Here is a 25,936-nt window from a genome sequence, read left to right as displayed (position 1 = left end):
GTAACAAGGTATGAAACAGCTCTTTAAAAAGAATAATATCGGATGGCTCTTTGTCATCCTATCAGTTATTGCAATCACACTGTTTTATTTTTACCCAATGATTGACGCACTATTCTTGTCTTTACAATCAGGTATGGGCTCGACATTAACCTTTACAGGACTTGATAACTGGGGTCGCCTATTTAATGATCCTACTTTTATTGCAGCTTTGATCAATACAAGTATTTATTTAATCGTTCAAGTGCCAGTTATGATCCTATTAGCCCTATTATTCTCCTCTTTATTAAATGACCAAACCTTAAAATTTAGAGGCTTTTTTAGAACAGCAATATTTTTACCAGCAGTAACGTCACTGGTAGCTTATTCTGTTATTTTTAAATACATGTTCAGTGGTGATGGAATTGCTAATCAATTTTTAATGAGTCTATCGATTATTTCAGATCCAATAAACTTTTTATCAGACCCCTTCTGGGCAAAGATTACAATTATATTAGCAATCACATGGCGTTGGACTGGTTACAATATGATATTTTATCTTTCTGCTTTACAAAACGTAGATAAATCAATTTATGAAGCAGCAAAAATTGATGGTGCATCTTCGTTACAACAATTTCTAAAGATAACGATACCGATGTTGAAGCCAATTATTTTATTTACAACGATTACATCAACAATCGGAACGCTTCAGATCTTTGATGAAGTCGTCAATATTACCGGTGGTGGACCGGGTAATGCAACTATTTCCATTTCACAATATATTTATGATTTATCGTTTAAATATACTCCTGATTTTGGATATGCAGCCACTGTAGCCTATGTGATTGTTATTCTAGTGGTCATCCTATCTACTATTCAATTTAAATTGGCAGGTGATAAAAAGTGAAAAAAATAAAAAGAATTTCAGTCTATACATTTTTGTCGATTGCTACGATCATTTCCATTTATCCATTCTTTTGGATGGTCGTTAGCATGACTAATAAATCGGTAGATGTCACACAAGGAAGACAGTTACCAGGTACACACCTAATTGAAAATTTGAAAAATCTATTTGAACAAGTTGATATTGTCACTGCTCTTACTAACTCAGCAATTATTGCAGTTGCTTCTACATTTTTGACATTACTTCTTGCGTCATTAGCAGGCTATGGCTTTGAAATGTATAAGAGTAAAGGGAAAGATATTGTTTTCAATATCTTATTGATTTCGATGATGATTCCGTTTGCAGCAATAATGGTACCACTGTATCGTCTGTTTGGACGAATTTCACAAACAGCACCAATGATTGGAATTGATACATTAGCGGCAGCCTTTTTACCAACCATTACGACCGCATTCTTCATCTTTTTCTTTCGACAAAACACAAAAATGTTTCCAAAAGATTTAATTGAGGCAGGTAGAATTGATGGATTAAGTGAAATAGGTATCTTTTTCCGAATTTACGTTCCAACAATGAAAACAACATATGCCGCAGCAGCAATTATTGCTTTTATGAATAGTTGGAATAATTTCCTTTGGCCATTAGTAGTATTACAATCACCAGGAAATCAAACGATACCATTGTTAATTTCTAATCTTGGTTCAAGCTACTCACCTGATTACGGTATGATCATGTCCGCGATTACGATCGCAACGTTACCAACAGCCATCGTGTTTTTCTTTATGCAGAAGCACTTTGTTGCTGGGATGATGGGGTCTGTTAAAGGATAATTAGCACGCAAAAAGCAAATTCACGCTTGCTTTTTGCGTGAAATTAATAGAGTTGGAGGTTTACAATGTCTATTTTATTTAATGAAAAAACAAAAGAATTCCATCTTCAATCTAGTAAAGTTAGTTATATCTTAAAGGTACTAGAAAATAACCAATTAGGTCATTTGTATTTTGGTAAACACCTGAACCACCAGGATAATTTCACACATTTATTTCATACCGCTCAAAAAGATAATACTTGTTATATCAGTGATATAAGTGATCCTTTTTCACTAGATTTAATCAAACAAGAATATCCGGCTTATGGTACGACAGATTTTCGTGAACCAGCACATCAAATTTTACAACAAGATGGTAGTAGGATTACCAACTTTGAATACGTTAGTCATGAGATTTATAAAGGAAAACGTGGATTGGAAGGATTACCTGCTACATATGTGGAGTCAGAAGACGAAGCAACAACGTTAGAGATTACCTTATATGATCAGGTGATAGAGACAGCGTTAATTTTATCTTATACGATTTTTGAAACCTATCATGTACTTACGAGATCTACACGTTTTGTTAATCGTGGCTCTGCAAATGTGAATCTATTGCGTGCGCTTAGTGCAAGTATAGATTTAAATGATAGTAACTATGAAATGGTTCAATTATCTGGTTCGTGGGCACGTGAGCGACATGTGAAAAAAAGGCCGCTTCAACCTGGATTGCAAAGCATTGCAAGCACTAGGGGAACAAGTAGTGCCCAACAAAATCCGTTTATTGCATTAAAACGTCCAGAAACGACAGAGCATCTAGGAGAAGTCTACGGATTTAGTTTAGTTTATAGTGGTAATTTCCTGGCTCAGGTTGAAGTCGATCATTATGATGTCACACGTGTGATGATGGGGATTAATAACTTTGATTTTAATTGGCTTTTAGAAGCAGGTGGTTCTTTTCAGACACCCGAAGTCGTGATGGTTTATTCTGATCAAGGTTTGAATGGGATGAGTCAAATTTATCATCAACTTTATCGAAATCGACTTGCAAGAGGGAAGTGGCGTGATCAAGATCGTCCAGTTTTAATAAACAACTGGGAAGGAACGTACTTCGATTTTGATGAAACGAAAATAGTGACGATGGCAAAAGAGGCAAAGCAATTAGGTGTGGAGTTGTTTGTGTTGGATGATGGTTGGTTTGGAAAACGCAATGATGATACGACTTCATTAGGTGATTGGTTTGTTGATCGAGATAAATTACCAAACGGAATCGCACATGTAGCAAATAAAATTTGTGATTTAGGTCTTGAATTTGGTTTGTGGTTTGAACCAGAGATGGTTTCACCAATTAGTCAGCTCTATCAAGAACATCCAGATTGGATAATTCATGTAGCTGACCGTAATCGTTCGCAAGGTCGTAATCAATATGTACTGGACTTCTCAAGAAAAGAAATTGTTGATCATATTTTTCAAGTAATGGCAAAGGTGTTAAAAGAGGCACCAATTTCCTATGTGAAATGGGATATGAATCGCTATATGACAGAAATAGGATCGATAACGTTACCACCAGAACGTCAACAAGAATTACCGCATCGTTATATTCTAGGTGTATATCAATTATATGAACGTTTAATCACAGCATTTCCTACTATTCTATTTGAATCGTGTTCAAGTGGAGGATGTCGATTCGATCCAGGTATGCTCTATTATGCTCCACAAGCATGGACAAGTGATAATACCGATGCGGTTGAGCGTCTAATGATTCAATATGGTACATCGCTGGTTTATCCGATTTCATCGATGGGGGCGCATGTATCTGCGGTTCCGAATCATCAAGTGAATCGACTAACTAGTATCGATATGCGTGCTGCTGTCGCTTATTTTGGGATGTTTGGTTATGAGTTAGACGTGACAACCATGAGTGATGCCGATAAACAAAAGGTTTCAGAACAAGTTCGCTTTTATCAAGCAAATCGTAAATTAATCCAGACGGGCCATTTTTACAGATTACTGAGTCCATTTGAAGGCGATCAAAATAGTGCAAGTTGGATGGTTGTCTCAGAAGATAAACAAGAAGCGCTTGTCGGTTATTATCAAATTCTATCACGTCCGAATCCAGCAGGAAGACGCATTCGATTAACAGGACTAGAGGCAGATGCACGTTATAAAATCGATGGAATTGAGGCCTGTTTTTATGGGGATCAATTGTTACAAGCAGGAATTGAAATTGACAGCTATCGCAAGAATGGCGCACATGGTGATTTCAGATCTGAACTATTTAAATTAACACGTGTATAGCTAGATTAATAAAGTTAGGAGCGATTAGTTATGACAAAAAAATTCATATATAGCCCACCAGAAAATGGTTACCCTGAATGGAATAATAATCCTGAAATTTTTCAATTGAATCGCAGGGAAGCACATGCAACACTAATGTCCTATCCTAAGATAGAGGGAGCAAAAAAATGTGATCGTACTGCTTCAGAAAATTATCGATCACTAAATGGCATGTGGCAATTTGCTTATAGTGATGAACCAACCAGTCGTATAAAAGACTTTTATCGGAAGGATTTTGACCATAGTGAATGGGATCAAATAAAAGTACCTAGTCATTGGCAACTGCAAGGTTACGATTATCCGCAATATACAAATACAACGTATCCTTGGATAGAAAAAGAGGATATAACTCCGCCATTTGCACCGACAAATTATAATCCAGTAGGTCAATATGTAAGGACTTTTACTGTCTCAACTGATTGGAAGGACCAGCCGGTTTATTTGAATTTCCAAGGTGTGGAGTCTGCGTTTTATCTTTGGATAAACGGTGATTTTGTTGGATATAGTGAGGATACGTTTACACCGGCTGAATTTGATTTAACACCGTATATTATTGATGGTGAAAACAAGTTAGCGGTTGAAGTGTATCGCTGGAGTGACGCAAGCTGGCTTGAAGATCAAGATTTCTGGCGCTTAAGCGGTATTTTTCGTGATGTGTACATCTATACAATGCCGACTGTGCATATCGATGATTTTTTTGTCAATACGCATTTGGATGAAAAATATCAAGATGCTGAACTAGTTGTTAATGTGAAATTACTCGATTATTTTAAGGCAAGGCAGTCTGTCGACCTTAAGGCAATGCTTTATGATGAGACTGGTAAGGCAGTATTAGATGAACATTTGTTGTCAAATGTGAATTTTCAGAACGATGGTGTTATTCGTCCTACACTAAAAACGATACTGAAAAATCCGAACAAATGGAGTGCGGAAAGCCCTTATTTATACACATTAGTTTTGAGCTTATATGAACAAGGTGGTCAATTACTTGAAGCTAAAAGCAGTAAAGTCGGTTTTAGGAAATTTGAATTAAAAGATAATTTGATGAAAATAAATGGCAAACGTATTGTCTTTAAAGGAACAAATCGTCATGAATTTGCATCTGATAAGGGGCGTGCCGTTACGTATCATGATATGGTCGCTGATATTAAGTTGATGAAACAATTTAATATTAACGCTGTACGTACAGCGCATTATCCTAATAATCCATTATGGTATGAGTTATGTGATCAATACGGACTTTATGTGATTGATGAAACGAATTTAGAGACACATGGTACATGGGTTTATGGTCAAAAGGGATTGGCTGAAACGGTACCTGGTAGTCGTCCTGAATGGACTGAAAATGTGTTAGATCGTTGTAAGTCGATGTTCGAACGCGATAAAAACCATCCATCAATTGTTATCTGGTCATTAGGTAATGAATCATTTGGTGGTGATAACTTCTTGAGGATGCATGACTTTTTTAAGCAGAATGATCCATCACGTCTTGTTCATTATGAAGGAATATTCCATTATCGTGACTCAGAAGCGGCTTCAGATATCGAAAGTACAATGTACGTTTCACCAGAAGGTATTGAACAGTATTCAAAAGAGGCGAAAGAGGACACCAAACCATATATTTTATGTGAGTATAGTCATGCAATGGGTAACTCGTTAGGTAATTTTCATAAGTACACGGAACTGTTTGATACGTACTCTATTTTACAAGGTGGTTTTATTTGGGATTGGAAAGACCAATCCTTATTGACGGAAACAGCAGACGGGACTCCGTATCTCGCATACGGAGGAGCTTTTGGTGAATCCCCACATGATGGTAACTTCGCAGGAAATGGTTTGATTTTTGGGAACGGTGCAATTAGTCCGAAAATATTTGAAGTGAAACGTTGTTATCAACAAGTAGAATTCAGTGTTATGAATTTTGAAAAAAGAAAGTTTAATCTAAGTAATAAATTTCTATTTACTAATGTTAGTGATTACCGATTAAAATGGTTGGTTACTAAGAATGGTGAAGTGGAACAATCAGGTGAATTAACAATTGATTGTGAACCAGGAGAGAAAAAAGAATTTACACTTGATTACCAGTTGCCACATAGGATTGATGACCAAGGTGAATATATTGTAACACTTAGTCTGACAGAGCGGGTTGACCGTTTATGGTGTGAGAATGGACATGAACTCGCCTTTGGTCAATTCACTTTGCCTGTAAAAGCGCCAGCATTACGGGAAGTAGCGACATCAGCAGAAACCATAGAAGTTGATGTAAAAAATGATATGCTCGCCATTTCGGGTAATAACTTCTCCGTTGCATTTGATAAATCGACTGGTGTACTTTCCTCTTATCGTATTAATGGCAAAGAACTGATTAAGGAAGGATTAGCACCAAACTTCTGGCGTGCGATGACTGACAATGACCGTGGGAATCAGTTGGATCAGCGTAGTGCACTATGGCAATATGCGGGAGATACGCGAGAATTAATGGACTTTACTTACCAAGTATATAAAGATCATATTGTAGTTAAGACAGTTTATCTAATGGCTATAGTAAATTATTCAAAGTTAGAACTTGAGTATACAATAAGTGGTTTAGGTGAAGTGAAGATTGATTATGTTTTTGAACCAGGTGAAGCGTTACCAGAAATCCCTGAAATTGGTGTGAAGTTAACAATGCCAGTCGAATTTGACGAATTAAGCTGGTATGGAAAAGGACCACATGAGTCGTATTGGGATAAACAAAAAGGCGCTAAAATTGGACTTTATCAAGGTAAAGTAGCCGATCAATATGTACCTTATTTGAAGCCACAAGAATGTGGGAATAAGATGGGCGTAAGATCGGGCAGAATTCATTGTGGTGATGGTACTGGTTTAGAAATAATCGGAAGTCCAACTGTTGAGCTAAACGTATTACCTTACACAGCAAAACAATTAGAAGAGAGTAATTACGGCTTTGAATTGCCAAAGTCCGACCAGACTATTGTACGGATTAATCTCGCCCAAATGGGTATTGGAGGCGATGATAGCTGGGGTCAAAAAACACACAAAGATGTAACCTTGTTTGCTAATCAACTATACAGATATAGTTTTACTTTAAAAGGTAACTAAAAAAATAGAAAGCCCATCAAATAGATTCTATTTGATGGGCTTTTATCGTTTTGTCTTAAAAGCTAGTAATATAAATAATGTGGATGAAAAGAAGCTACTTAGGGAAACTAATATTAGTAAATTAGATGGAAATTTATAAAAGAGGATTCTATATGGATAATTATACGAATGATAACACAGCAAGACGTTATACAGCACATGTCAGTATTCTTGGAACTACACAAATTCATTTAAGAAACCCTTATATTGTTGCTTGGTGGAGTGCAGCCTTTCCTGGATTTGGTCATTTACTGTTATCTAAATATCTTCGAGGCTTTGTTTTATTTATCTGGGAGGTTGTCGTGAATATAAACGCACATATTAACGAAGCTATGGTCTATTCGTTTCAAGGTGAGATAGCTATGGCGAAAGAAGTTTTAGATACAAAATGGTTAGTAATTTATATACCAATATATCTTTTTGCGATTTGGGATAGCTATCGAACTACGATCGATTTGAACAAAATTTATCTTTTAGCAGAAAGAGAACAGCATCGGTTTAATTCGTTTAGTATAGGTGCACTCGAAATTAATTATCTTGATAAAAGAAATCCTATGATGTCCGTTATATGGTCCCTATTTGTTCCAGGTTTAGGCCAACTTTATATACATAGAATCGTCAGTGCATTTTTTGTGGTTGTTTGGGTAGTTATTTTCACTTATTATTCGCATGCACTAGAAGCGATTTCTCTCTTGTTCTTAGGAGAATTAGAAAGATCAACAGCAGTATTAAAACCTGAATGGTTATTGTTTTTACCATCTTCATACGGCTTTGCTATGTTCGATTCTTATATGAATACTGTTGAAAATAATAAGCTATTTGAGAAAGAACAGCGTGCTTATTTGACTAAAAGATACCAATCACATACGTTCCATATCAAAAAGAAAAAAGTGAGTGAATAGAATGCAAATTTTTTCGACTTTTGAAAATACAGTCTATTTAGAAATTGCACTTTCTATGCTTGAAAAAGAGGGAATTAGTAAAGAAAGAATTTTTGCAGTTCCTTTAGATAATCGAAAAGAGGAACGGAAGGTTTTTGATACGATCCATCGTTCAGATGGGACTTCAATGATTGATATTGGGATGGCGCTTGCGACAGCATTTGCAGTAGTTGGTGCTAGCATAGGGTTCAAGTTGGCTTGGGGTCCGATATATTGGGGATTAATTGGTGCGGTTTTGGGCTTTCTTTTAGGACTTTCGATTCGAATTTTTACCGAAATATTTCTGAAAAAGAGAAGGCGATTATTAAAAGGTAAACACGGAGAAGTGATTGTTATCGTAGATTGCGAAGAAAAGGATATAGATTTAGTAGAAGCGATCCTGTGGGATCATTTTGCATTAGGAGTAGCTAAAGTGAGTGAAGACTAATTAGACAAAAGAAACCACCGGGCTAGTAGCCACGGTAGCCTTTTCATTTCCATGTATAGGGTGTTTCTTGATAAACGTAGTAATTAAGCCAGTTCGAGAAAATCAAATAGGCTTGTGAACGCCAGCGGTTTAAAGGAGATTTATCTGGGTTATTTTCCGGGAAATATCCAGTAGGCATATGAATGTCTAATCCTTTATTCTTATCACGAAGGTATTCATCAGCAAGTGTGATTGCATCATATTCAATATGGCCAGTGATCATAATATGTTTCTCATCTTTTGAAACAATTAAGAAAGGCCCTGCATCATTTGATGAATCTAATGCGATTAACTCTGGATGATTATCAATTTTAGCTAAATCAATATCTGTATTTCTCGAGTGTGGAGCTAAAAACTCATCATTAATACCGCGAACTAGTTTAGAAGTAGGAACGACTAATTCATGGTTAAAAATCCCACTTAGTTTATTTGGACGTCTTTCCTTCTTAATCCCATAATGATGATAAAGCGCTGCTTGTGCACCCCAACAGATATGTAAAACAGAAGTCACATTCTTTTTAGACCATTCCATAATCTCGGTTAACTCTCCCCAATAGCGAACCTGTTCAAATTCCAAATGTTCAATTGGAGCACCAGTGATAATTAAACCATCATAACGATTAGCTTTAACATCAGTAAACGTCTTGTAAAACTGTTTTAAATGTGATTTATGCACATTTTTTGATTCGTAGCTTGCGGTATGAATAAAATCAACACGTACTTGTAGTGGTGTATTACTCAGTAAACGTAATAATTGTGTTTCTGTTTTTTCTTTTTCTGGCATTAGATTTAAAATGAGGATGTTCATCGGTCGTATATCTTGTGTTGTTGCCCGTTCAGCATCCATTAAAAAGATATTCTCTTTTTCTAATATCTGTCTTGCTGGTAATTGTTTAGGTACATTAATCGGCATATCTCTTTTACCCCCCTGCATGGTACTTCCATTATTATAGCGAGGTTAACATAGATGAGCAACTGGTATCGACTAAAAACTAATAATTTAAAAAGCTATCTGCTTTACAAGTAGCAGATAGCTCTTACGTTCATGTTATTTTAAATTTGCTGGTAAGGATAGGATGGATTCAATTAATGTATTCAATTTCCCTTCAATACGATGTAATAAGTAGAACGTAACCGCAATAGGAAAACCAACATCTGTTAGAATGGATACCCATGTTTCCTGCATAAAAGTTAACTCCTTTCTTTAGTTTAACTAGTTATTGAAAAAGGGAGCAATAATCTGCTCCCAATTTGTTAAGCCTACTTTATTTTATAATGTGATTTCTTCTACATTACGTTCCACAATACGTGCGCTTTTTTTACTTGTTAGTTCCCCACCAGATGAGTAAAAAGCTTGTTGGGCAATTATACTATCCATTGCAGCATTGATTGCAACAGGATCTGCAGGTTCAATTGGATTATCTAGTGTAACGGTTACTATTTTATCTTGTTCGTTACCGAATTTTAATTCAAGTGTCTTCATGGTTTGACCTCCTTTCTTTTAATCACTTAGTACTACTCAACAGTAATAAGTTCTGTGTCATTACGTTTGACCATTTGTAATGTTAATGTTTGTAAAGGTACTAGCACTTGCGCAATGGTCAATAATTGGTCTGCTGTTGCGACTGTTTTGATGTTATTAAATGTCTTCGTTTTAATTACGATGTTTCCATCATCATCAAAACCATCTTCAAACAATAGTTGTAACCTAGAATCAATTTTTTCTGATACGGCCATCTGTCTCACCTCCTGTCATTGCTATAATCGAAATCATGCAAATAAAAGTGTGTTTAATGGAGGAGATTGTCTTATAGAGAAGCTTTTCACAAAAACAAAAGCAAGCCACTATAGGCTTGCTCGCTTTTTACTTATGGTTTTCGTTTTGGCATCCATTTTCTATCTTGATTAGATGTTTCGGGGAAAGATTGTCCAGCTTCTAGTCTTACTGATTTTGGATTTGCTACCATGCTACCTGTTTCACCAATTTCAACATAAATGCCGTTGTTCGGTGCTTTTTGACCAGGATTGAATTGATGGTTTTGTCCCATGTGAACACCTCCTTTTTATTAGGCTTCCCTGAAATAGAAAGAAATAATGTGGAATTTTATTGACCTGAAACGCGTTTCATAAAGTAAGCTAAATTATGTTAAAATATTCGTATTAGAGTAAAAAAGGTGATTGAAATGACGAATATTAGAGATATCGCTAAAATGGCTAAGGTTTCTGTTACAACTGTTTCGCGTGTCCTGAATCAACATCCTTATGTAAGTGAGCAAAAACGGGATGCTGTTTTGGACGCTGTTAAAGCGAGCAATTATCGTAAGAATATTAATGCGGTTCATTTGAGTAAAGGGAAGACTTTCTTAATTGGTGTTGTATTACCTTATACAGATCATCCTTATTTTGGCATGTTGTTAAAAGGGATTGCGAATCAAGCTTTAGAGGCCAATTATAAGTTAGTATTGATTCAAACAAGTTATCAAAAAAGTAAGGAAAAAGAAGCATTAATTATGTTAGAACAAAAACAAATTGATGGATTAATTATTTGTTCCAGAATTAGTGAATGGGATACAATCAAGCGATATCTCGTATACGGACCAATTATATTAGCAGAAAATGCTAGTGAGAAACAAATTTCCGCTACCTATATTGATCATTACCAGTCTTTTTATGAAGCAATTGACTACTTGTTTGTCAATGGGCATCGCCAAATAGGTTATTGTATCAACCGTAAAACAGGAGTTAGCAGTGAACAACGTGAAAAAGCTTATCAAACATTTTTAAAAAGCAATGCCTTACCTTATAACAATACCTATATTTTTGAAGGTTGCTTGAACTTTGAAGATGGCGAGAAAGTTGTCCAACAATGGAAACAAATGAAGGATCCACCTTCCGCTTTAGTTGTAACAAATGATCAAGTTGCCGCTGGAATTATAATATGTTGTCAAAACGAGGGGATAATAGTGCCAAAGGATTTAGCCATTGTTGGATTTGATAATCAACCAATAGCAAAGTACCTCGGCATAACAACAATGGAAATTCCATTAGTTGATATGGGTAAGCAATTATTTTTGCAAGCAATTGACACCGCGTCGATATCACAACACAAGGTTTCAGTCCATTTAATTGAAAGAAGTACAGTCTAGTAGGAACAAGCTAATACATAGTAAAAGTACAAAAGGAGAGCTAATATGACTGAAAAAAGTGTAATATTTTTTGATATAGATGGGACTTTATTAGATCATGATAAAAAGTTACCTGTCTCAGCAAAGGAAGCTGTATTCGAATTGAAAAAACAAGGACATATTGTAGCCATCGCAACAGGACGCGCTCCATTTATGTATGCTGATCTACGTGAAGAATTAGAAATTGATACATACGTTAGTTATAACGGACAATATGTTGTGGTCAACGGTGAGGTCGTTTATGGTCAACCATTAGACGTGCCTTCATTGGTTGAACTGACCGCAGTAGGCTTAACAAATGATCATCCAATTGTATATATGGATGAGGTGGATATGAAAGCCAATGTACCAACACATGAACATATTGTAGAAAGTATTGCTTCATTAAAAATTGACTATTTACCGTCACATGATCCAGATTATTATAAAGAACGTAACATTTATCAATCATTATTCTTTTGTACAGAAGGAGAAGAGGAACAGTACCGCGCAAAATTTCCAGCATTCGATTTTGTAAGATGGCACCCAGTTGCAGTTGATGTTTTGCCAAAAGGTGGTTCAAAAGCAAACGGTATTAAACAGGCAATGAAAGCGATCGGTATTGCAAAAGAGAATCAATACGCATTTGGAGACGGACTCAATGATTTAGAAATGCTCGCTTCAATAACGAATAGCGTTGCAATGGGAAATGCCAAAGAGGAAGTGAAGGCAGTCTCTAAATATGTAACGAAAGATGTCGATCAAGATGGAATTGTTCATGGTTTGAAACTAGTAGGGTTAATAAAAAAATAAATATAGTGAGCCAATCAATTTGGGTAATAGCCGCTTAGTAAAACATACAAAAGGAAAGCATGCAGCTTTTGAATAAAAAACAGCCGTAATTATACAATTATCCTTAAATCTAAAGACGAGACTGTATATTCTGAAAAGATAGTCTATTAATAAGTTTGTTACTTATGACACATTTGGTTAGACGTTTAGGCTCCTATTTGTTAGAATAACATAGAAGATGCTTTTTCGAACGACAGGGATGGAAGCATTTGATGGACAGAATGTTAAAGTGCTATTAAATGTATACATAGCGACTTATAGACAAATAATTACACTATTGCTGTGCATCAATTCACTACAAATAAGGGGTTGAATGTAAATGAGTAAACCAAAAATCGTCCTGCTTGGCGCAGGTTATGCCGGTATGATGACAACAAAACGTCTCATGCAAAAATTGTCAATTGAAGATGCAGAGATTGTATTAGTTAATAAGCACAACTATCATTATCAAACAACGTGGTTACACGAAGTTGCGGCTGGAACTATTGATCCAAATCGCGCTCGTGTTATGATCTCTGACGTGATTAATCCAAATCGCGTAACAATCGTAGAAGATACGGTAGAGAAAATTATGCCAGATCAGAAGAAAGTTGCATTAAAAAACAGTGAGTTAGATTACGATTATCTTGTTGTAGGATTAGGATTTGAGAAAGCAACATTTGGTATTCCAGGTATGGCAGAGCATGCATTATCTATCCAAAGTATTGATAAGAGTCGTTATATTCGTGACCACATTGAATATCAGTTCTCAAGTTATCATAACGCAGAAAACCCTAAAGAAGAGTTACTAACATTCATCGTAGGTGGAAGTGGCTTTACTGGTATTGAATTTGTTGGTGAATTAGCAGAGAAAATACCTGAGTTATGTAAGAAATATGATGTAGATCGTAATAAAGTTCGCATCGTTAATATTGAAGCTGCTCCAACAATTTTACCAGGTTTTGATGAAGACCTTGTAAAATATGCACGTCGTTCTTTAGAAGATCGCGGTGTAGAGTTTAAATTAGGTACAATGATTAAAGAGTGTAAAGCTGACGGTGTTATTGTTGGTGACGATAAAGAAGAAATTAAAGCAGCAACAATTGTATGGACTGGTGGAGTTCAAGCTAACTCTATTTTAGGTGAATCTGGTTTTGAGCTCACAAAAGGTAAAGTGAATGTTGATTCTGATTTACGTGCACCAGGTTATGAGGATGTATTTATCCTTGGTGATTGTGCATGGGTTATGAACAAAGAATCAGGACGTCCTTATCCTCCAACAGCACAAATTGCTATTCAAGAGGCTGATGTTTGTGCAGCAAATATTGATGCACTAATTAAAGGTACTTCATTAAAAGAGTTTACGTTTGACAATAAAGGAACAGTTGCATCATTAGGTGGACGTCATGCAATGGGTACAATTTTCGAAGGTAAAAAATTGTATGGTTTATCAGCTAAAATGATGAAGCATGTCATTGATGATCGTTACTTGTTTATGCTTGGTGGAGCAGGACTTGTATTGAAAAAAGGTAAATTCAAACCATTTTAAATTAAAAACATATCAACGTTAAGTTAAGTAAGCTGATTTTTTTCATCATTTGAAGGAGGGAATCCGTTCATGAAGAACACGTTGCTTGTCACATTATTTACATTACTTACAACTGTAGTGTATGTCGTATTTTCACGACAGAATGAAAGTGGAAGAGAATTTCATTGAGTTTAGTAGAAACCAGTCAGGTCTTGGCTGGTTTTTTTGTGAATGAATTTAGAAAGTATACATATTATTAGTTGTAAAGTCTTAACATATTTCAAAAATAAGGTATAATTATTTTGATGTAAAAAACATAGAAGTGTAACTGGAAAGCGAGAGGAACGAAATGGGACGTAAGTGGAATAATATTAAAGAAAAGAAAGCATCAAAAGATGCGAATACAAGTAGAGTTTATGCAAAGTTTGGACGTGAGATCTATGTTGCAGCACGTCTTGGTGATCCAGATCCTGAGACAAATCAAGCGTTGAAAATAGTCTTAGAGCGCGCAAAGACATATAGTGTACCAAAGCAAATTATTGATCGCGCAATTGAAAAAGCTAAAGGTGGGGAAGAAGAAAGTTATACGGAATTACGCTATGAAGGTTTTGGACCAAATGGTTCGATGCTTATTGTTGATACATTAACAAATAATGTTAACAGAACTGCAGCAGATGTCCGTGCAGCATTTAATAAAAATGGCGGAAACATGGGTGTGAATGGTTCTGTGGCATATATGTTTGATGCGACAGCGGTTATAGGTTTTGAAGGGAAAACAGCGGATGATGTCTTAGAATTATTAATGGAAGCGGATATTGACATTCGAGATGTTTTAGAAGAAGATAACGCGGTTATTATTTATGCTGAACCAGATCAGTTTAGGGCAGTACAAGACAGATTAAAAGAAGAGGGGATTACAGAATTTAGGGTTGCAGAATTAACAATGCTAGCTCAGAATGATGTTGTCCTGTCAGAAGAAGATAATGCACAAATGGAGAAGTTATTCGAAGCGCTAGAAGAGTTAGAGGACGTTCGTCAAGTCTATCATAATGTGGATTTACCAGAATAACTGAGATTTTGTTCAGTTATTCTTTTGTTTGAATATGTTTAAGACAATGATACAAAGGGTAAAATTCAGGAGAGTGATTAGATAGACAATTGAGGGAGATGTTTCATTTATGGCAGAAAGAACACAACTCGGAAAATCAGATTTATACGTTAATCCTATAGGTTTAGGAACGAATGCAGTAGGAGGACATAATCTATATCCTAATTTAGATGAAGAAGTAGGTAAGGATTTAGTGCGGACTGCAATAAAAAACGATATTAACTTTTTAGATACCGCATTTATATATGGCCCGGAACGCTCAGAGGAATTAGTAGGACAAGTGGTGAAGGAATTAGGAAATCGCGAGGATGTTGTGATTGCTACAAAAGGGGCGCACAAGTTTAATGGCGATGATGTTCTTATCGATAATTCACCGGCTTTTTTAACAAAAGCAGTAGAAGCTAGTCTTACAAGGTTACAGACAGATTATATTGATTTGTATTACATTCATTTTCCAGATGAGCATACACCAAAAGATGAAGCTGTTGGTGCTCTACAAGAATTAAAAGATGTAGGCAAAATAAGAGCAATAGGGGTTTCCAATTTTTCAATTGATCAATTAAAAGAAGCGAATAAAGATGGCCTCGTAGATGTATATCAAGGTGAATATAATTTACTTAACCGCGAGGCAGAGAATGAAATATTACCATATTGTAAAGAGAATAATATTTCGTTCATTCCATATTTTCCTTTAGCTTCAGGTTTATTAGCAGGGAAATATACAAAAGATATGAAATTTGATGATCTACGTAAAGACATGCCACATTTTCAAGGCAGACAATTTGAACATAACTTGGATAAGGTTGAACAAATCAGAGAAATCGCGCATGACAAGGGTGTAGAGGTTCCACACATCGTCTTAGCATGGTATCTAACGCAACCCGCAATAAACGCGCTTATTCCAGGTGCGAAACATTCAGATCAGGTCTTAAATAATTTAAAAACATTAGACGTGACGTTAACAGAGCACGATATTGAACGAATAGATGGTATTTTCAAAAAACAAGCATAATAAATATGTATAAAGAGCTTGGCCCCAAACATGGAGGTCAAGCTCTTTTAATTCTATATGCGCCGAATCGGGCGATAATTTCAATAATTGGGCGAACAGCAGAACTTATCGGGCGAAATTTTTAATAATCAATCGAAAACTAGAATAATCGAGCGAAAAAGAATATTTACTGTGAAACACACAGATCATTTGATAGAATAATAGTATAGAGAAGCTAGGAGGAAGTCTGTATGGATTTTGTTGCAATTGATTTTGAAACTGCGAATCGTTTTCGTGATAGTGCTTGTGCAGTGGGGATTGTCGTTGGAAATGAGAATGGCATTATTGATGAGTTTTACAGTTTAATAAATCCACAAACAAGTTTTGAAAGTCATAATATATATGTTCATGGAATTACAGAAAGAGATGTACAAAGCGCACCTACTTTTGATGAAGTTTGGGATACAATGAAAGATTACCTTGATAATCAAATTGTAATTGCACACAACGCTAGTTTTGATATGAGCGTTTTACGTGCGTCATTAGATAAATCGCGGTTAGCCTATCCGACTTTTGATTATCTCTGTTCTGTTATGCTATCAAAATTAGTCTGGCCAGGAATGCCAAACTATAAATTGAATACATTGGCTGATTTAAAAGGTATTATGCTCGATCATCACCATGCACTTGCAGATTCACGAGCGGTTATTGAATTGTTGGTCCAAGCGATGCAAGATAATCAAGTATCAAATATTGATTATTTAATAAAACAGCATGCAGTGACATGTGGAAAAGTTTTTGAGAGAAGCTATCAAACACCTAAACGTCGTAAGCGAAGTGTAAAGTAAAAACTAATAGAATCTTTAGGAGGATAAAGATGGCTTGCAAAGGTTGTTCAGCATCCGTAAGGCATACAAAGGAAGAAGTAGAAGCACTTGTGAGTGAGCAATTAGCATTAGAACCTGATCTAGTAACAGAAGATATTTATCAATCTAGAATGCAAATCTGTGAACAATGTCCAAACCTGCAATATGAAACGACTTGTGGATACTGCGGTTGTTTTGTTGCATTTAGAGCAAAATTGGCTTATAAAAAATGTCCAGATCCAACTGGTTCGAAATGGCTAGTCAATTCATGAAGTAATGACTTGCATAAATTTTCACTAAGCATTATATTTAATCATTACTATATGAATACATACAACTAGATGGGAAGGGAATAATATTATGAAGAATAAACTACAATCAAATTTAGACATGTTTAAAGACAAACTATGGGAGATGAGTGATTACTTATATCATCATCCTGAATTAGGTGGACAGGAATACAACTCGATGAAACTTCTGGTTGAATTCTTACAGTCACATGATTTTGAAGTGGAAACAGGTTTAGTTGATCGAGAAACGTCATTTAGAGCTGTTTATGATAGCAATAAACCCGGACCGACAATAGCATTTATGTCCGAATATGATGCCTTACCGGGTGTTGGACATGGTTGTGGTCATAATATGATTGCTACAATGGGTGTAGGTGCTGGTGTGACCTTGAGTAAAGTCATAAACGAAACAGGAGGTAAAGTCATTGTTCTAGGAACCCCAGCAGAGGAAACGAACGGTGCTAAAGTACCAATGGCTGACGAAGGTATTTTTGATGACATTGATGTCGCGATGATGGTACATCCAGGAGATGTCTCAGCAAAGAGTGGTCATTCATTAGCAATGGATGCGATACAATTCTCCTACCATGGCAAAACAAGTCATGCTGCAGCTGCTCCTGAAAAAGGTATTAATGCATTAGATAGCGTGATCCAATTATTTAATGGTATTAATGCATTAAGACAACACGTTCGGTCTGATGTTCGAATTCACGGTGTCATAACAGAAGGTGGGGTTGCTGCAAATGTTGTTCCTGATAAAGCAACAGCACAATTCTATGTCCGTGCAAAAGATCGTGCTTATTTGAATGAAGTAGTAAAAAAGGTGAAAAATATCGCAGAAGGTGCAGCTTCAATGACTGGTGCATCAATTGAAATTAGTAACTATGAGTTGAGTTATGATGATATGCATACAAATGAAACGTTATCTGATTTATTCACGAAGAATTTATATGCAGCTGGTGAAACGAAAGTGAACCCTTCCAATGCATCATATGGTTCGATTGATATGGGGAACGTGAGTCAAGTTGTGCCAGCTATTCATCCGTATATTGGCTTCGATCATCCAGGTTTAATCGCACACACAACTGAATTCGCAGATAAAACAATTACCGAAAAGGGGCATACTGTAATTGCTCGTGGTGCTTTAGCTTTAGCGATGACTGGCTATGACATAGTCGCTGATAAAACATTACTTAAAAAAATAAATGCGGAATTTAACAAGTAATAACTAAAAAATGAGCTAATTTTTGATTTACTCTTCCCAAATGCATAAATATTTGTTAAAATGCAGTATCGTGTATAAATATACGTTACAAAGAGATAAAAGAAGGGAAGATAAAAATGAAAAAACAATTTTTCTTAATGGCAGCACTTATTGGAATATTTTCACTATTGTTAGTAGCTTGTGGTACATCTGATGAAGGAGAAACGACGGAGGATACTTCAGAAGAAACGACGGATGCAACTGAATCAGAAGATAAAGAAGTATTAGAAATGGCAACTTCTGCTGATTTCCCACCATTTGAATCACGAAATACGGATGGCGATTTCGTTGGTTTTGATATTGACTTAGCTAATTATGTAGCAGATGAACTAGGATATGAATTAGAAATTACAGATATGAATTTTGATGGTTTAATTGGAGCACTACAGAATGATCGTGTAGACATGGTATTATCGGGTATGTCGGCAACGGATGAACGTGCTGAAAATGTTGATTTCTCAACAGCATATAACCATTCAGGTGAAATGTTTGTAACACTTAAGGATTCCGAAATCACTTCATTAGAAGATATTGAAGGAAAAACTGTTGGTGTTCAATTAGGTACGATTCAACAAGATGGTGCAGAGAAGATTCAAGAAGATACAGACTTTGAAATAAAAGCTGTTGATACTGGATCAATATTAATTCAAGAATTAATGTCTAATCGAATTGATGTAGCATACATGGATAAAGCCGTAGCTACTGGTTATATAGAGGAGCAAGATCTTGCTGGATTCGATGATCCAACAACAAGTTCACCAGGAATGGCGATTGCATTTCCAAAAGGAAGCGAAATGGTTGATGAAGTGAATGAAGTTCTAGCTCAAGCAGAAGAAAGTGGCTTTTTACAAGAATTAAAAGATAAATGGTTAAGTGAAGAAGAATAAATTATATTAGTCAAATAAAATATTATAGGAAGAAATGAGGTGTAAGGCATGAATTTGGATTTTACCCAAATCGTGCCTTATATTCCTTTTATGATAGAAGGAATATGGGTAACATTAAAGTTTGTATTTGTCGCTATTATATTTGGTTTCATATTGGGAACCATCTTAGCATTATTTAAAATTGGTAGCATTCGACCACTGAGATGGTTTGCTGATGCGTATACATCAATATTTCGTGGAACACCGTTAATATTACAATTAATGATTATTTATTTTGCTGTTCCTCAACTTACAGGATATGATATCCAACCATTTTTATCAGCAGTTTTAGCATTTGGATTAAATTCATCTGCATATGTATCAGAGATTATTCGTGCTGGTATTCAGGCAGTTGATAAAGGCCAAACTGAAGTTGCACAAGCATTAGGAATACCGTATCGTCAGATGATGACGGATATTATACTACCACAAGCTATGAAGAACATTTTGCCAGCATTAATGAATGAATTTATTACTCTAACAAAAGAATCAGCTTTAGTTTCAACAATAGGTTACTTAGATCTAATGCGCCGTGCACAGGTCGTTGGTGCTGAAATGTATCGCAATTTTGAACCGTTATTATTTGTTGGTGTGATATATTATCTATTAGTTATGGGACTTACAATAGTAGGTAAGCTTGTGGAACGGAGGTTGAGAGTTAGTGATTAAAGTAGAAAATCTATCAAAAAAGTTTGGAAACAATGAAGTATTAACAGACATCTCAGCAGAAATTAAAAAAGGTGAGGTTGTCTCTATTATTGGGCCCTCTGGTTCAGGTAAATCAACTTTTTTACGATGCATCAATTTATTAGAAAAACCGACAGAAGGTAAAATATATATTAACGGTCAAAGCTTAACAGATCCTGGAACGAATATTATGAAAGTAAGAGAAAAGATTGGTATGGTATTTCAACACTTTCACTTATTCCCTCACTTATCTGTTTTGGATAACTTAACGTATGCTCCGATGAAAGTGAAACGCGAATCAAAAGCACAGGCACAAGAAAAAGCGAAAGAGCTTTTAGCTAAAGTCGGTTTAACGGATAAAGAGGAAGCATATCCAAGTAGTCTTTCAGGTGGTCAAAAGCAACGTGTAGCAATTGCTCGTGCTTTAGCAATGGAACCTGAGTTAATGTTATTTGATGAACCAACTTCAGCATTGGACCCCGAAATGGTTAAAGAAGTATTAGATGTAATGAAAGATTTAGCGCATTCTGGTATGACGATGGCTGTCGTAACACATGAGATGGGATTTGCTCGTGAAGTTGCTGACCGTGTAATCTTTTTAGATCATGGTAAATTAGTTGAAGAAGGCGAACCAAATCAGTTTTTCGATAAACCTAAAACAGAGCGTGCAGCATCTTTCTTAGAAAAAATATTATAGGTTGTTAAAAAGAGAGTTAACTTCGATGAGGTTAATTCTTTTTTTATGATGACAAATCATTTAAATTGACCGTAATTCCTTGTCATTATATAATGGTTATAATAGGTTTTTAAGCTTTATGTGTATAGTAGTATTATAAAAACATATATTGTTAATAAAATGAAAGGGTGTTTTTTATGAATCCTTTAATATCTGAGCACATGCCGTTTTTCATAAAAAGAGAAATGGAAAAGATCGCAGAACAAGTTCAACCTTTAATGAAAAGAAATTCGAGATATATACTGTTTGCATTTCCTCTCATGTTAGTAGGAGGGATTAATTTAATAATTATGGCTTTTCAAGGGAATTGGAGCGAAGATATGCTACCAATTGCGGTGACTTATGCTTTGATTGCCTCCATCGGAATGGCGTTATATAAAGAAGCAAAACATGTTAATAAAAAGATTCATCAGATTGGTAAGGAACACATGATTGAACGTATAAAGACTAGCCATGTTGTTGCTGATGATAAGAAAAAGGCATATATTAATATGGTGAAAGAACATTCTAAAATGAGTCTCCAAATTTTTTTCAACTTTTTGACAGAAGAGAATAAAGAAAAGCAAGATACATTTTCATAGCACACGAAAAACTAGCAAGCATTTTAAATGTTTGCTAGTTTTTTATTTAATTTAAATATAAAACTTTTATTACTGTTAAGATTCACAGTTGATAGAAAATGTGACATAACATGCCGCTTTGGAAATGTACTTCGCTTTCCGTGGGCACGGCTTCAGCTAACTTAGTAAAGCAAAAAACGCTTTACTAAGTGGATCTTCAGCCCGCGCTGTTCCCACAGGAGTCTACGTATATTTCCAAAGCTAGTTCAGATTCTACATGATGATTGTATATGGAATAATGACACTTTAGCTAAAGACATGCTTATCAATTGTTTATATTCTCCATTACAATTACAGTTTTTCTTCAAACTTGCTTCATTCCCTAGATAACCTAATTCTTCATAGTGAATATTGTTATTTATTTCTCCTAACTAGCGTATCAAGTGAAATTGGCGACACTCCTGCAGGAACAGCAAATGTTTTCGATGGGATGAGTAATCGCAATCCCACGGGCTGAAGATCCACTCGGAAACGTTCTTAGTTTCCGAGTTAGCTGAAGCCGTGCCTGCGGAAAGGGAGTCAATTTCACTTGAGTAGCGGGTCGGTCAGGGGATTTTGTTATGTCACAGTTGATGGCAATTTTGACGCAAGTAATGTTATGCCGGTGTCTATGGATACTTAATCACAAATAATACTTTTAAAAAGAGTTGAAAAATGTTCATATGTTTTCCTGTAGAACATTGGTATAATTAGTTGTGCATAACTTCACATAACTAATTAGAAGAAGGGTTTGGTTGACATGAGTTTTTATACGCCACAGGAAATTGCAACGTATACGGTATCGTCTGGAAAGAAAAAGGCGCATTTATCTATTTTACAATCTTCTGTTTTGGGATTTGAAGCAGGAGCATTTATTGCACTTGGGTTCTTGTTATATATTCGTGTAACAGCGAGTATGCCTGTTGAATGGGGAGGGTTTTCAACTTTTATTGGAGCGTCATTATTCCCAATCGGTTTAATTCTAACACTTCTTGCTGGTGGTGAATTGTTAACAGGAAATATGATGGCAGTTCCTTTATCACGAATGGAAAATAAAATTAGTACGTTACAATTATTGAAAAATATAAGTATTATCACACTAAGTAATTTTATCGGCGCACTATTTGTTGCATATTTCTTTGGGCATATTGTTGGATTAACAGAGACTGGAGCATATTTAACAGCAACAATTAGTTTAGCAGAACATAAATTAGACGCAACATTTTTACAAGCATTTGTATCTGGAATTGGATGTAATTGGTTAGTCGCTTTAGCAGTTTGGTTAAGTTATGGTGCAAAAGACATGGGTGGTAAGATATTGGGTATTTGGTTCCCTACGATGGCTTTTGTTGCAATAGGTTTTCAACATGTGGTAGCTAATATGTTTCTTATTCCTGCTGCTATATTTGCAGGTCATTTTACATGGTTAGCATATTTAAGTAATTTTGTGCCAGTATTCTTAGGTAATGCTATAGGTGGTACTTTATTTGTAGCTGCTGCTTATTGGACTGCATATCTAAAAGAAAGACCAAATATATCTGATAAAAGGGAAGAAGATATTCCACTTTCAGTCGTTTCAAATAAAATAAATTAATGAAATAGACAATAGCGATTGAATGTCAGCATTATTTTATTTCTCGTTCAATCAATGCTTCTTTTAATAAAAAGATAAATTCATTATCCAGTTTTAACCTAATTGCAGTCTGATAGGCTTCAATAAGTTGTTTATCTGTTAGTCGCTCCATCTCATCTCCCACTTTCTTTATGGTATTAATTAAAATTTATTTGTTTAAGTAAATGGTTGGCTTATAATAAACTAAATAGTGGTTATTAATTTAGTGGAAATGTTATAATGTAATTTGTACTATACTTTATTTATATCGGTATCGTTTAATATTTAACTGAACAAGTATGTCCTAAGAGGTGGAGAGATGACAACGTTATTTGAATCAATGGTATTTCCTGTAGATAATTTGTTAGGGATATTTTTATATGCTGTCTTGTTTGTTATTATTACTAGCTTAATAATTAGCCTGCTATTGCATTTCATTCCTAATTCACTGAGTAAAAGGTTAAAAAGTTTTATCTTAGGAACAGCTGTATTTATTTCACTATTTTTTTGGTGGTCTATTATTGTTGTATGAAAAATTGAGATTAGTTTTCTAATTTAACAATGATTTCCTTACTATTTTTCCCGATTTTTAGAAATATAAACATTCTACAATAGCTAATTTTACTTTTTCTTACTAGCAAGTTTAATTGAAAGCGCAAACATAGAAAGGAGAGAGATTATTTATGAATTTAGAAGATATTCAAACGATGACGAATAGAATAAAAGAAAATGTACAACAAGTTATTGTTGGGAAATTCGATGTTGTAGAACAACTCTTAGTAGCGTTACTTGCTTCACGTCATATATTGTTAGAGGATGTGCCTGGCACAGGTAAAACATTGTTGGCAAAGTCTTTAGCAACTTCACTAGATTGTAAGTTCAACAGAATTCAATTCACTCCAGATCTTTTACCCACGGATGTAACAGGTTTGACTATTTACCGAACGAATAAAGGGGAATTTGAATTCCAACCTGGACCATTATTTACGAATTTACTATTAGCAGATGAAATTAATCGTGCAACACCGAGAACACAATCTAGCTTGTTAGAGAGCATGGAAGAAAAACAAGTAACGATAGATGGAAAGACGCATGTGTTGGATCGTCCGTTTATGGTAATAGCTACTCAAAATCCAATTGAAAGCCAAGGAACATTTCCATTACCAGAAGCACAATTAGACCGCTTTTTCTTAAAGATTAAAATGGGGTATCCAGACAAAGAGGAAGGAATGGAAATACTAAAGCGATTTAAGGATAATGATCCATTAGCATCACTTAAGGCAGTTGTGAGTAAAGAAAGTCTTATAGAAGCACAGAATCTTTTTACAAATGTATATGTAAGTGATGAAATATTGGAATACATAATGGCTATTGTGGAGGAAACAAGACACCACAGCGAAGTATTAATTGGAATCAGTCCACGTGGTTCGCAAGCTTTGTTAAGAGCAGTACAAGCATACACAGCAGTTAAAGGGAGAAGTTACGTTATACCTGATGATATTAAAATGATGGCAAAGTCTGTTCTGGGTCATCGGTTAGTCTTAAAACCAATGGCTAGAAGAAGCTTAAATGGAGCAGATGATATTATTGATAATGTACTAGAACGGGTCACAGTTCCTACAGAATCATTTAAAACAGAAGGTTCATAGCATATGAATATCGCCTGGGTCATTGTTGTGACGATTGGATTTATTTATCTACAAAGTAGTCTTTATCAAAGATGGGGATTAACTAAAATCACATATCATCGGAAATTTAATAAACTAGCTGTGTTTGAAGGTCAGGTAGTTGAACTTATCGATCAAATAGCGAATGAAAAAATATTGCCATTACCCTGGGTTCGTTTAGAATCTAAAATTAATAGACATTTAGCAATAAAACAGACAGAAGATCACGTCTCAGAAGATAAACAATTTCATCGTACACTGTTTAGTTTTCTTCCATATCAAAAAATAACGAGAAGGCATGAAGTGACCTGTTTAAAACGTGGTGTATATGCCCTACAAACAGTATCATTAGCAACAGGTGACCTTTTTGGCTTTCAAGAAAAGTTTAAGCAATTTAATACAGATGCAGTTTTAACTGTCTATCCAAAACTATTAGAAATAGAGGAGTTAAGCTTACCTGTCCATAGCTTTCTAGGTGAACAATCAGTCAAACGTTGGATTATGGATGATCCATTTATGAAGATCGGTACACGAACCTATCAAGAATCCGATCCAATCCATTCAGTCAATTGGAAAGCTTCTGCTCGAACGAATCAGCTACAAGTAAACATGCATGACTATACAGCTGATCATTACGTCATGATTTATTTAAATGTAGATCAATCAGATGATATTAAATTGCCAATTGAAAATGAACAATTGTTAGAGCAATCGATCACGTATGCCGCATCGATCGCACATTACACAATTAGTAAAGGTATCGAAACAGGTTTTGCAACAAATGCTGTTTTGGACAAAGATAGATTTGAGCAGATAAAGCCATTTGTTCATCTATATCCTGAGAGCGGAGACGGACAGTTATACTATTTATTAGATTCCATGGCCCACCTTACATACGAGCGAAGCAGAAACTTTCACTACTTGATTGAAGAAGCAGTTAGCAACGATACCAGAAAAATCGATTATGTATTAATAACCTCACGAATTTCAAATGAGACACAACAACAAATTGAACTACTAAGAAATAAAGGGCAAGCGGTTGAAATAATTTGGATGACCTCAGAAGATGATGATTAGCGTAAAGGAGGAGAAATATA

General features: G+C 35.4%; 28 protein-coding genes. 22 read left to right on the top strand and 6 right to left on the bottom strand.

Going from position 1 to position 25,936, the window contains the following annotated elements; genetic code table 11:
- Positions 1-10 precede the first annotated feature (10 nt).
- The 6 genes from D2K62_RS03610 to D2K62_RS03585 all read left to right on the top strand — a co-directional run bounded on the left by D2K62_RS03610 (position 11) and on the right by D2K62_RS03585 (position 8,531).
- Entirely contained in the window at positions 11-883 is an 873-nt protein-coding gene (locus tag D2K62_RS03610) for a carbohydrate ABC transporter permease (RefSeq protein ID WP_112180636.1), read from the top strand.
- Positions 880-1,707 carry a carbohydrate ABC transporter permease gene (locus D2K62_RS03605; RefSeq protein WP_117149285.1) on the top strand — a complete coding sequence of 276 codons (828 nt, stop codon included), beginning with the start codon at positions 880-882 and terminating at the stop codon, positions 1,705-1,707. The genes D2K62_RS03610 and D2K62_RS03605 overlap by 4 nt, the downstream gene beginning before the upstream one ends.
- A gap of 65 nt (positions 1,708-1,772) precedes the next feature.
- Positions 1,773-3,983 carry an alpha-galactosidase gene (locus tag D2K62_RS03600; protein ID WP_112180638.1) on the top strand — a complete coding sequence of 737 codons (2,211 nt, stop codon included), beginning with the start codon at positions 1,773-1,775 and terminating at the stop codon, positions 3,981-3,983.
- Between the two features lie 30 nt (positions 3,984-4,013).
- Complete coding sequence (lacZ, locus tag D2K62_RS03595) at positions 4,014-7,124, top strand: beta-galactosidase, LacZ type (protein ID WP_117160917.1); 3,111 nt, start codon at positions 4,014-4,016, stop codon at positions 7,122-7,124.
- A 152-nt stretch (positions 7,125-7,276) separates the two neighbouring features.
- Complete coding sequence (locus D2K62_RS03590; RefSeq protein ID WP_112180640.1) at positions 7,277-8,065, top strand: hypothetical protein; 789 nt, start codon at positions 7,277-7,279, stop codon at positions 8,063-8,065.
- A gap of 1 nt (position 8,066) precedes the next feature.
- Positions 8,067-8,531, top strand: a complete 465-nt coding sequence (locus D2K62_RS03585; protein WP_112180641.1) for a hypothetical protein — start codon at positions 8,067-8,069, stop codon at positions 8,529-8,531.
- Between the two features lie 43 nt (positions 8,532-8,574).
- On the opposite strand, the gene metA is transcribed toward D2K62_RS03585, so the two are convergent.
- The 5 genes from metA to D2K62_RS03560 all read right to left on the bottom strand — a co-directional run bounded on the left by metA (position 8,575) and on the right by D2K62_RS03560 (position 10,618).
- Positions 8,575-9,483 (bottom strand): homoserine O-acetyltransferase MetA, encoded by a 909-nt coding sequence (gene metA / locus D2K62_RS03580; RefSeq protein ID WP_112180642.1) that lies wholly within the window; start codon positions 9,481-9,483, stop codon positions 8,575-8,577.
- 135 nt (positions 9,484-9,618) lie between these two features.
- Positions 9,619-9,756: a YvrJ family protein gene (locus tag D2K62_RS03575; RefSeq protein ID WP_112180643.1), complete on the bottom strand. Its 138-nt coding sequence runs from the start codon at positions 9,754-9,756 to the stop codon at positions 9,619-9,621.
- An 84-nt stretch (positions 9,757-9,840) separates the two neighbouring features.
- Positions 9,841-10,053, bottom strand: coding sequence for a DUF2922 domain-containing protein (locus tag D2K62_RS03570; RefSeq protein ID WP_117149289.1), 213 nt, complete (start codon positions 10,051-10,053; stop codon positions 9,841-9,843).
- A gap of 32 nt (positions 10,054-10,085) precedes the next feature.
- Positions 10,086-10,307, bottom strand: a complete 222-nt coding sequence (locus D2K62_RS03565) for a DUF1659 domain-containing protein (protein WP_112180645.1) — start codon at positions 10,305-10,307, stop codon at positions 10,086-10,088.
- A gap of 131 nt (positions 10,308-10,438) precedes the next feature.
- Positions 10,439-10,618, bottom strand: a complete 180-nt coding sequence (locus tag D2K62_RS03560; protein ID WP_117149290.1) for a YjzC family protein — start codon at positions 10,616-10,618, stop codon at positions 10,439-10,441.
- A gap of 135 nt (positions 10,619-10,753) precedes the next feature.
- Between D2K62_RS03560 and D2K62_RS03555 the strand changes: the two genes are divergently transcribed.
- From D2K62_RS03555 to D2K62_RS03495, 13 genes are all read left to right on the top strand, one after another.
- Positions 10,754-11,716: a LacI family DNA-binding transcriptional regulator gene (locus D2K62_RS03555; protein ID WP_117149305.1), complete on the top strand. Its 963-nt coding sequence runs from the start codon at positions 10,754-10,756 to the stop codon at positions 11,714-11,716.
- A gap of 45 nt (positions 11,717-11,761) precedes the next feature.
- Positions 11,762-12,547 carry a Cof-type HAD-IIB family hydrolase gene (locus D2K62_RS03550; protein ID WP_112180648.1) on the top strand — a complete coding sequence of 262 codons (786 nt, stop codon included), beginning with the start codon at positions 11,762-11,764 and terminating at the stop codon, positions 12,545-12,547.
- 358 nt (positions 12,548-12,905) lie between these two features.
- Positions 12,906-14,114: an NAD(P)/FAD-dependent oxidoreductase gene (locus D2K62_RS03545; RefSeq protein ID WP_117149291.1), complete on the top strand. Its 1,209-nt coding sequence runs from the start codon at positions 12,906-12,908 to the stop codon at positions 14,112-14,114.
- 328 nt (positions 14,115-14,442) lie between these two features.
- Complete coding sequence (locus D2K62_RS03540) at positions 14,443-15,162, top strand: YebC/PmpR family DNA-binding transcriptional regulator (RefSeq protein ID WP_112180650.1); 720 nt, start codon at positions 14,443-14,445, stop codon at positions 15,160-15,162.
- A gap of 109 nt (positions 15,163-15,271) precedes the next feature.
- Positions 15,272-16,213 carry an aldo/keto reductase gene (locus D2K62_RS03535; RefSeq protein ID WP_112180651.1) on the top strand — a complete coding sequence of 314 codons (942 nt, stop codon included), beginning with the start codon at positions 15,272-15,274 and terminating at the stop codon, positions 16,211-16,213.
- Between the two features lie 230 nt (positions 16,214-16,443).
- Complete coding sequence (locus D2K62_RS03530; protein WP_117149292.1) at positions 16,444-17,040, top strand: 3'-5' exonuclease; 597 nt, start codon at positions 16,444-16,446, stop codon at positions 17,038-17,040.
- 29 nt (positions 17,041-17,069) lie between these two features.
- A complete protein-coding gene (locus D2K62_RS03525) occupies positions 17,070-17,330 on the top strand; it encodes a DUF6171 family protein (protein WP_112180653.1) in 261 nt (86 codons plus the stop codon).
- Positions 17,331-17,418: 88 nt separating this feature from the next.
- The gene (locus D2K62_RS03520) at positions 17,419-18,573 is read left to right on the top strand and encodes a M20 family metallopeptidase (protein WP_117149293.1); all 1,155 of its coding nucleotides are present in this window, start codon (positions 17,419-17,421) and stop codon (positions 18,571-18,573) included.
- A 116-nt stretch (positions 18,574-18,689) separates the two neighbouring features.
- Positions 18,690-19,499, top strand: coding sequence for an ABC transporter substrate-binding protein (locus tag D2K62_RS03515; RefSeq protein WP_117149294.1), 810 nt, complete (start codon positions 18,690-18,692; stop codon positions 19,497-19,499).
- Between the two features lie 48 nt (positions 19,500-19,547).
- Positions 19,548-20,207 (top strand): amino acid ABC transporter permease, encoded by a 660-nt coding sequence (locus D2K62_RS03510; protein ID WP_112180656.1) that lies wholly within the window; start codon positions 19,548-19,550, stop codon positions 20,205-20,207.
- Positions 20,200-20,922 carry an amino acid ABC transporter ATP-binding protein gene (locus D2K62_RS03505; RefSeq protein WP_112180657.1) on the top strand — a complete coding sequence of 241 codons (723 nt, stop codon included), beginning with the start codon at positions 20,200-20,202 and terminating at the stop codon, positions 20,920-20,922. The genes D2K62_RS03510 and D2K62_RS03505 overlap by 8 nt, the downstream gene beginning before the upstream one ends.
- A 176-nt stretch (positions 20,923-21,098) precedes the next feature.
- The gene (locus tag D2K62_RS03500; protein WP_112180658.1) at positions 21,099-21,542 is read left to right on the top strand and encodes a DUF5392 family protein; all 444 of its coding nucleotides are present in this window, start codon (positions 21,099-21,101) and stop codon (positions 21,540-21,542) included.
- Between the two features lie 778 nt (positions 21,543-22,320).
- Positions 22,321-23,154 (top strand): formate/nitrite transporter family protein, encoded by an 834-nt coding sequence (locus D2K62_RS03495; protein ID WP_117149295.1) that lies wholly within the window; start codon positions 22,321-22,323, stop codon positions 23,152-23,154.
- A 31-nt stretch (positions 23,155-23,185) separates the two neighbouring features.
- On the opposite strand, the gene sda is transcribed toward D2K62_RS03495, so the two are convergent.
- Entirely contained in the window at positions 23,186-23,305 is a 120-nt protein-coding gene (gene sda, locus D2K62_RS03490) for a sporulation histidine kinase inhibitor Sda (RefSeq protein ID WP_117149296.1), read from the bottom strand.
- 186 nt (positions 23,306-23,491) lie between these two features.
- Between sda and D2K62_RS03485 the strand changes: the two genes are divergently transcribed.
- The 3 genes from D2K62_RS03485 (at position 23,492) to D2K62_RS03475 (ending at position 25,916) form a co-directional block, all read left to right on the top strand.
- Entirely contained in the window at positions 23,492-23,704 is a 213-nt protein-coding gene (locus tag D2K62_RS03485; protein ID WP_112180661.1) for a hypothetical protein, read from the top strand.
- A gap of 151 nt (positions 23,705-23,855) precedes the next feature.
- Positions 23,856-24,821 (top strand): AAA family ATPase, encoded by a 966-nt coding sequence (locus tag D2K62_RS03480; RefSeq protein WP_117160916.1) that lies wholly within the window; start codon positions 23,856-23,858, stop codon positions 24,819-24,821.
- A 3-nt stretch (positions 24,822-24,824) separates the two neighbouring features.
- Positions 24,825-25,916 (top strand): DUF58 domain-containing protein, encoded by a 1,092-nt coding sequence (locus tag D2K62_RS03475; protein ID WP_112180663.1) that lies wholly within the window; start codon positions 24,825-24,827, stop codon positions 25,914-25,916.
- Positions 25,917-25,936: the final 20 nt, after the last annotated feature.

The sequence above is a fragment of the Paraliobacillus sp. X-1268 genome, assembly GCF_003426095.1.
Lineage (GTDB): Bacteria > Bacillota > Bacilli > Bacillales > Amphibacillaceae > Paraliobacillus_A > Paraliobacillus_A zengyii.
The sequence above is the reverse complement of the archived record's forward strand: the minus strand, read 5'-3'. Positions and strand labels throughout refer to the sequence as shown.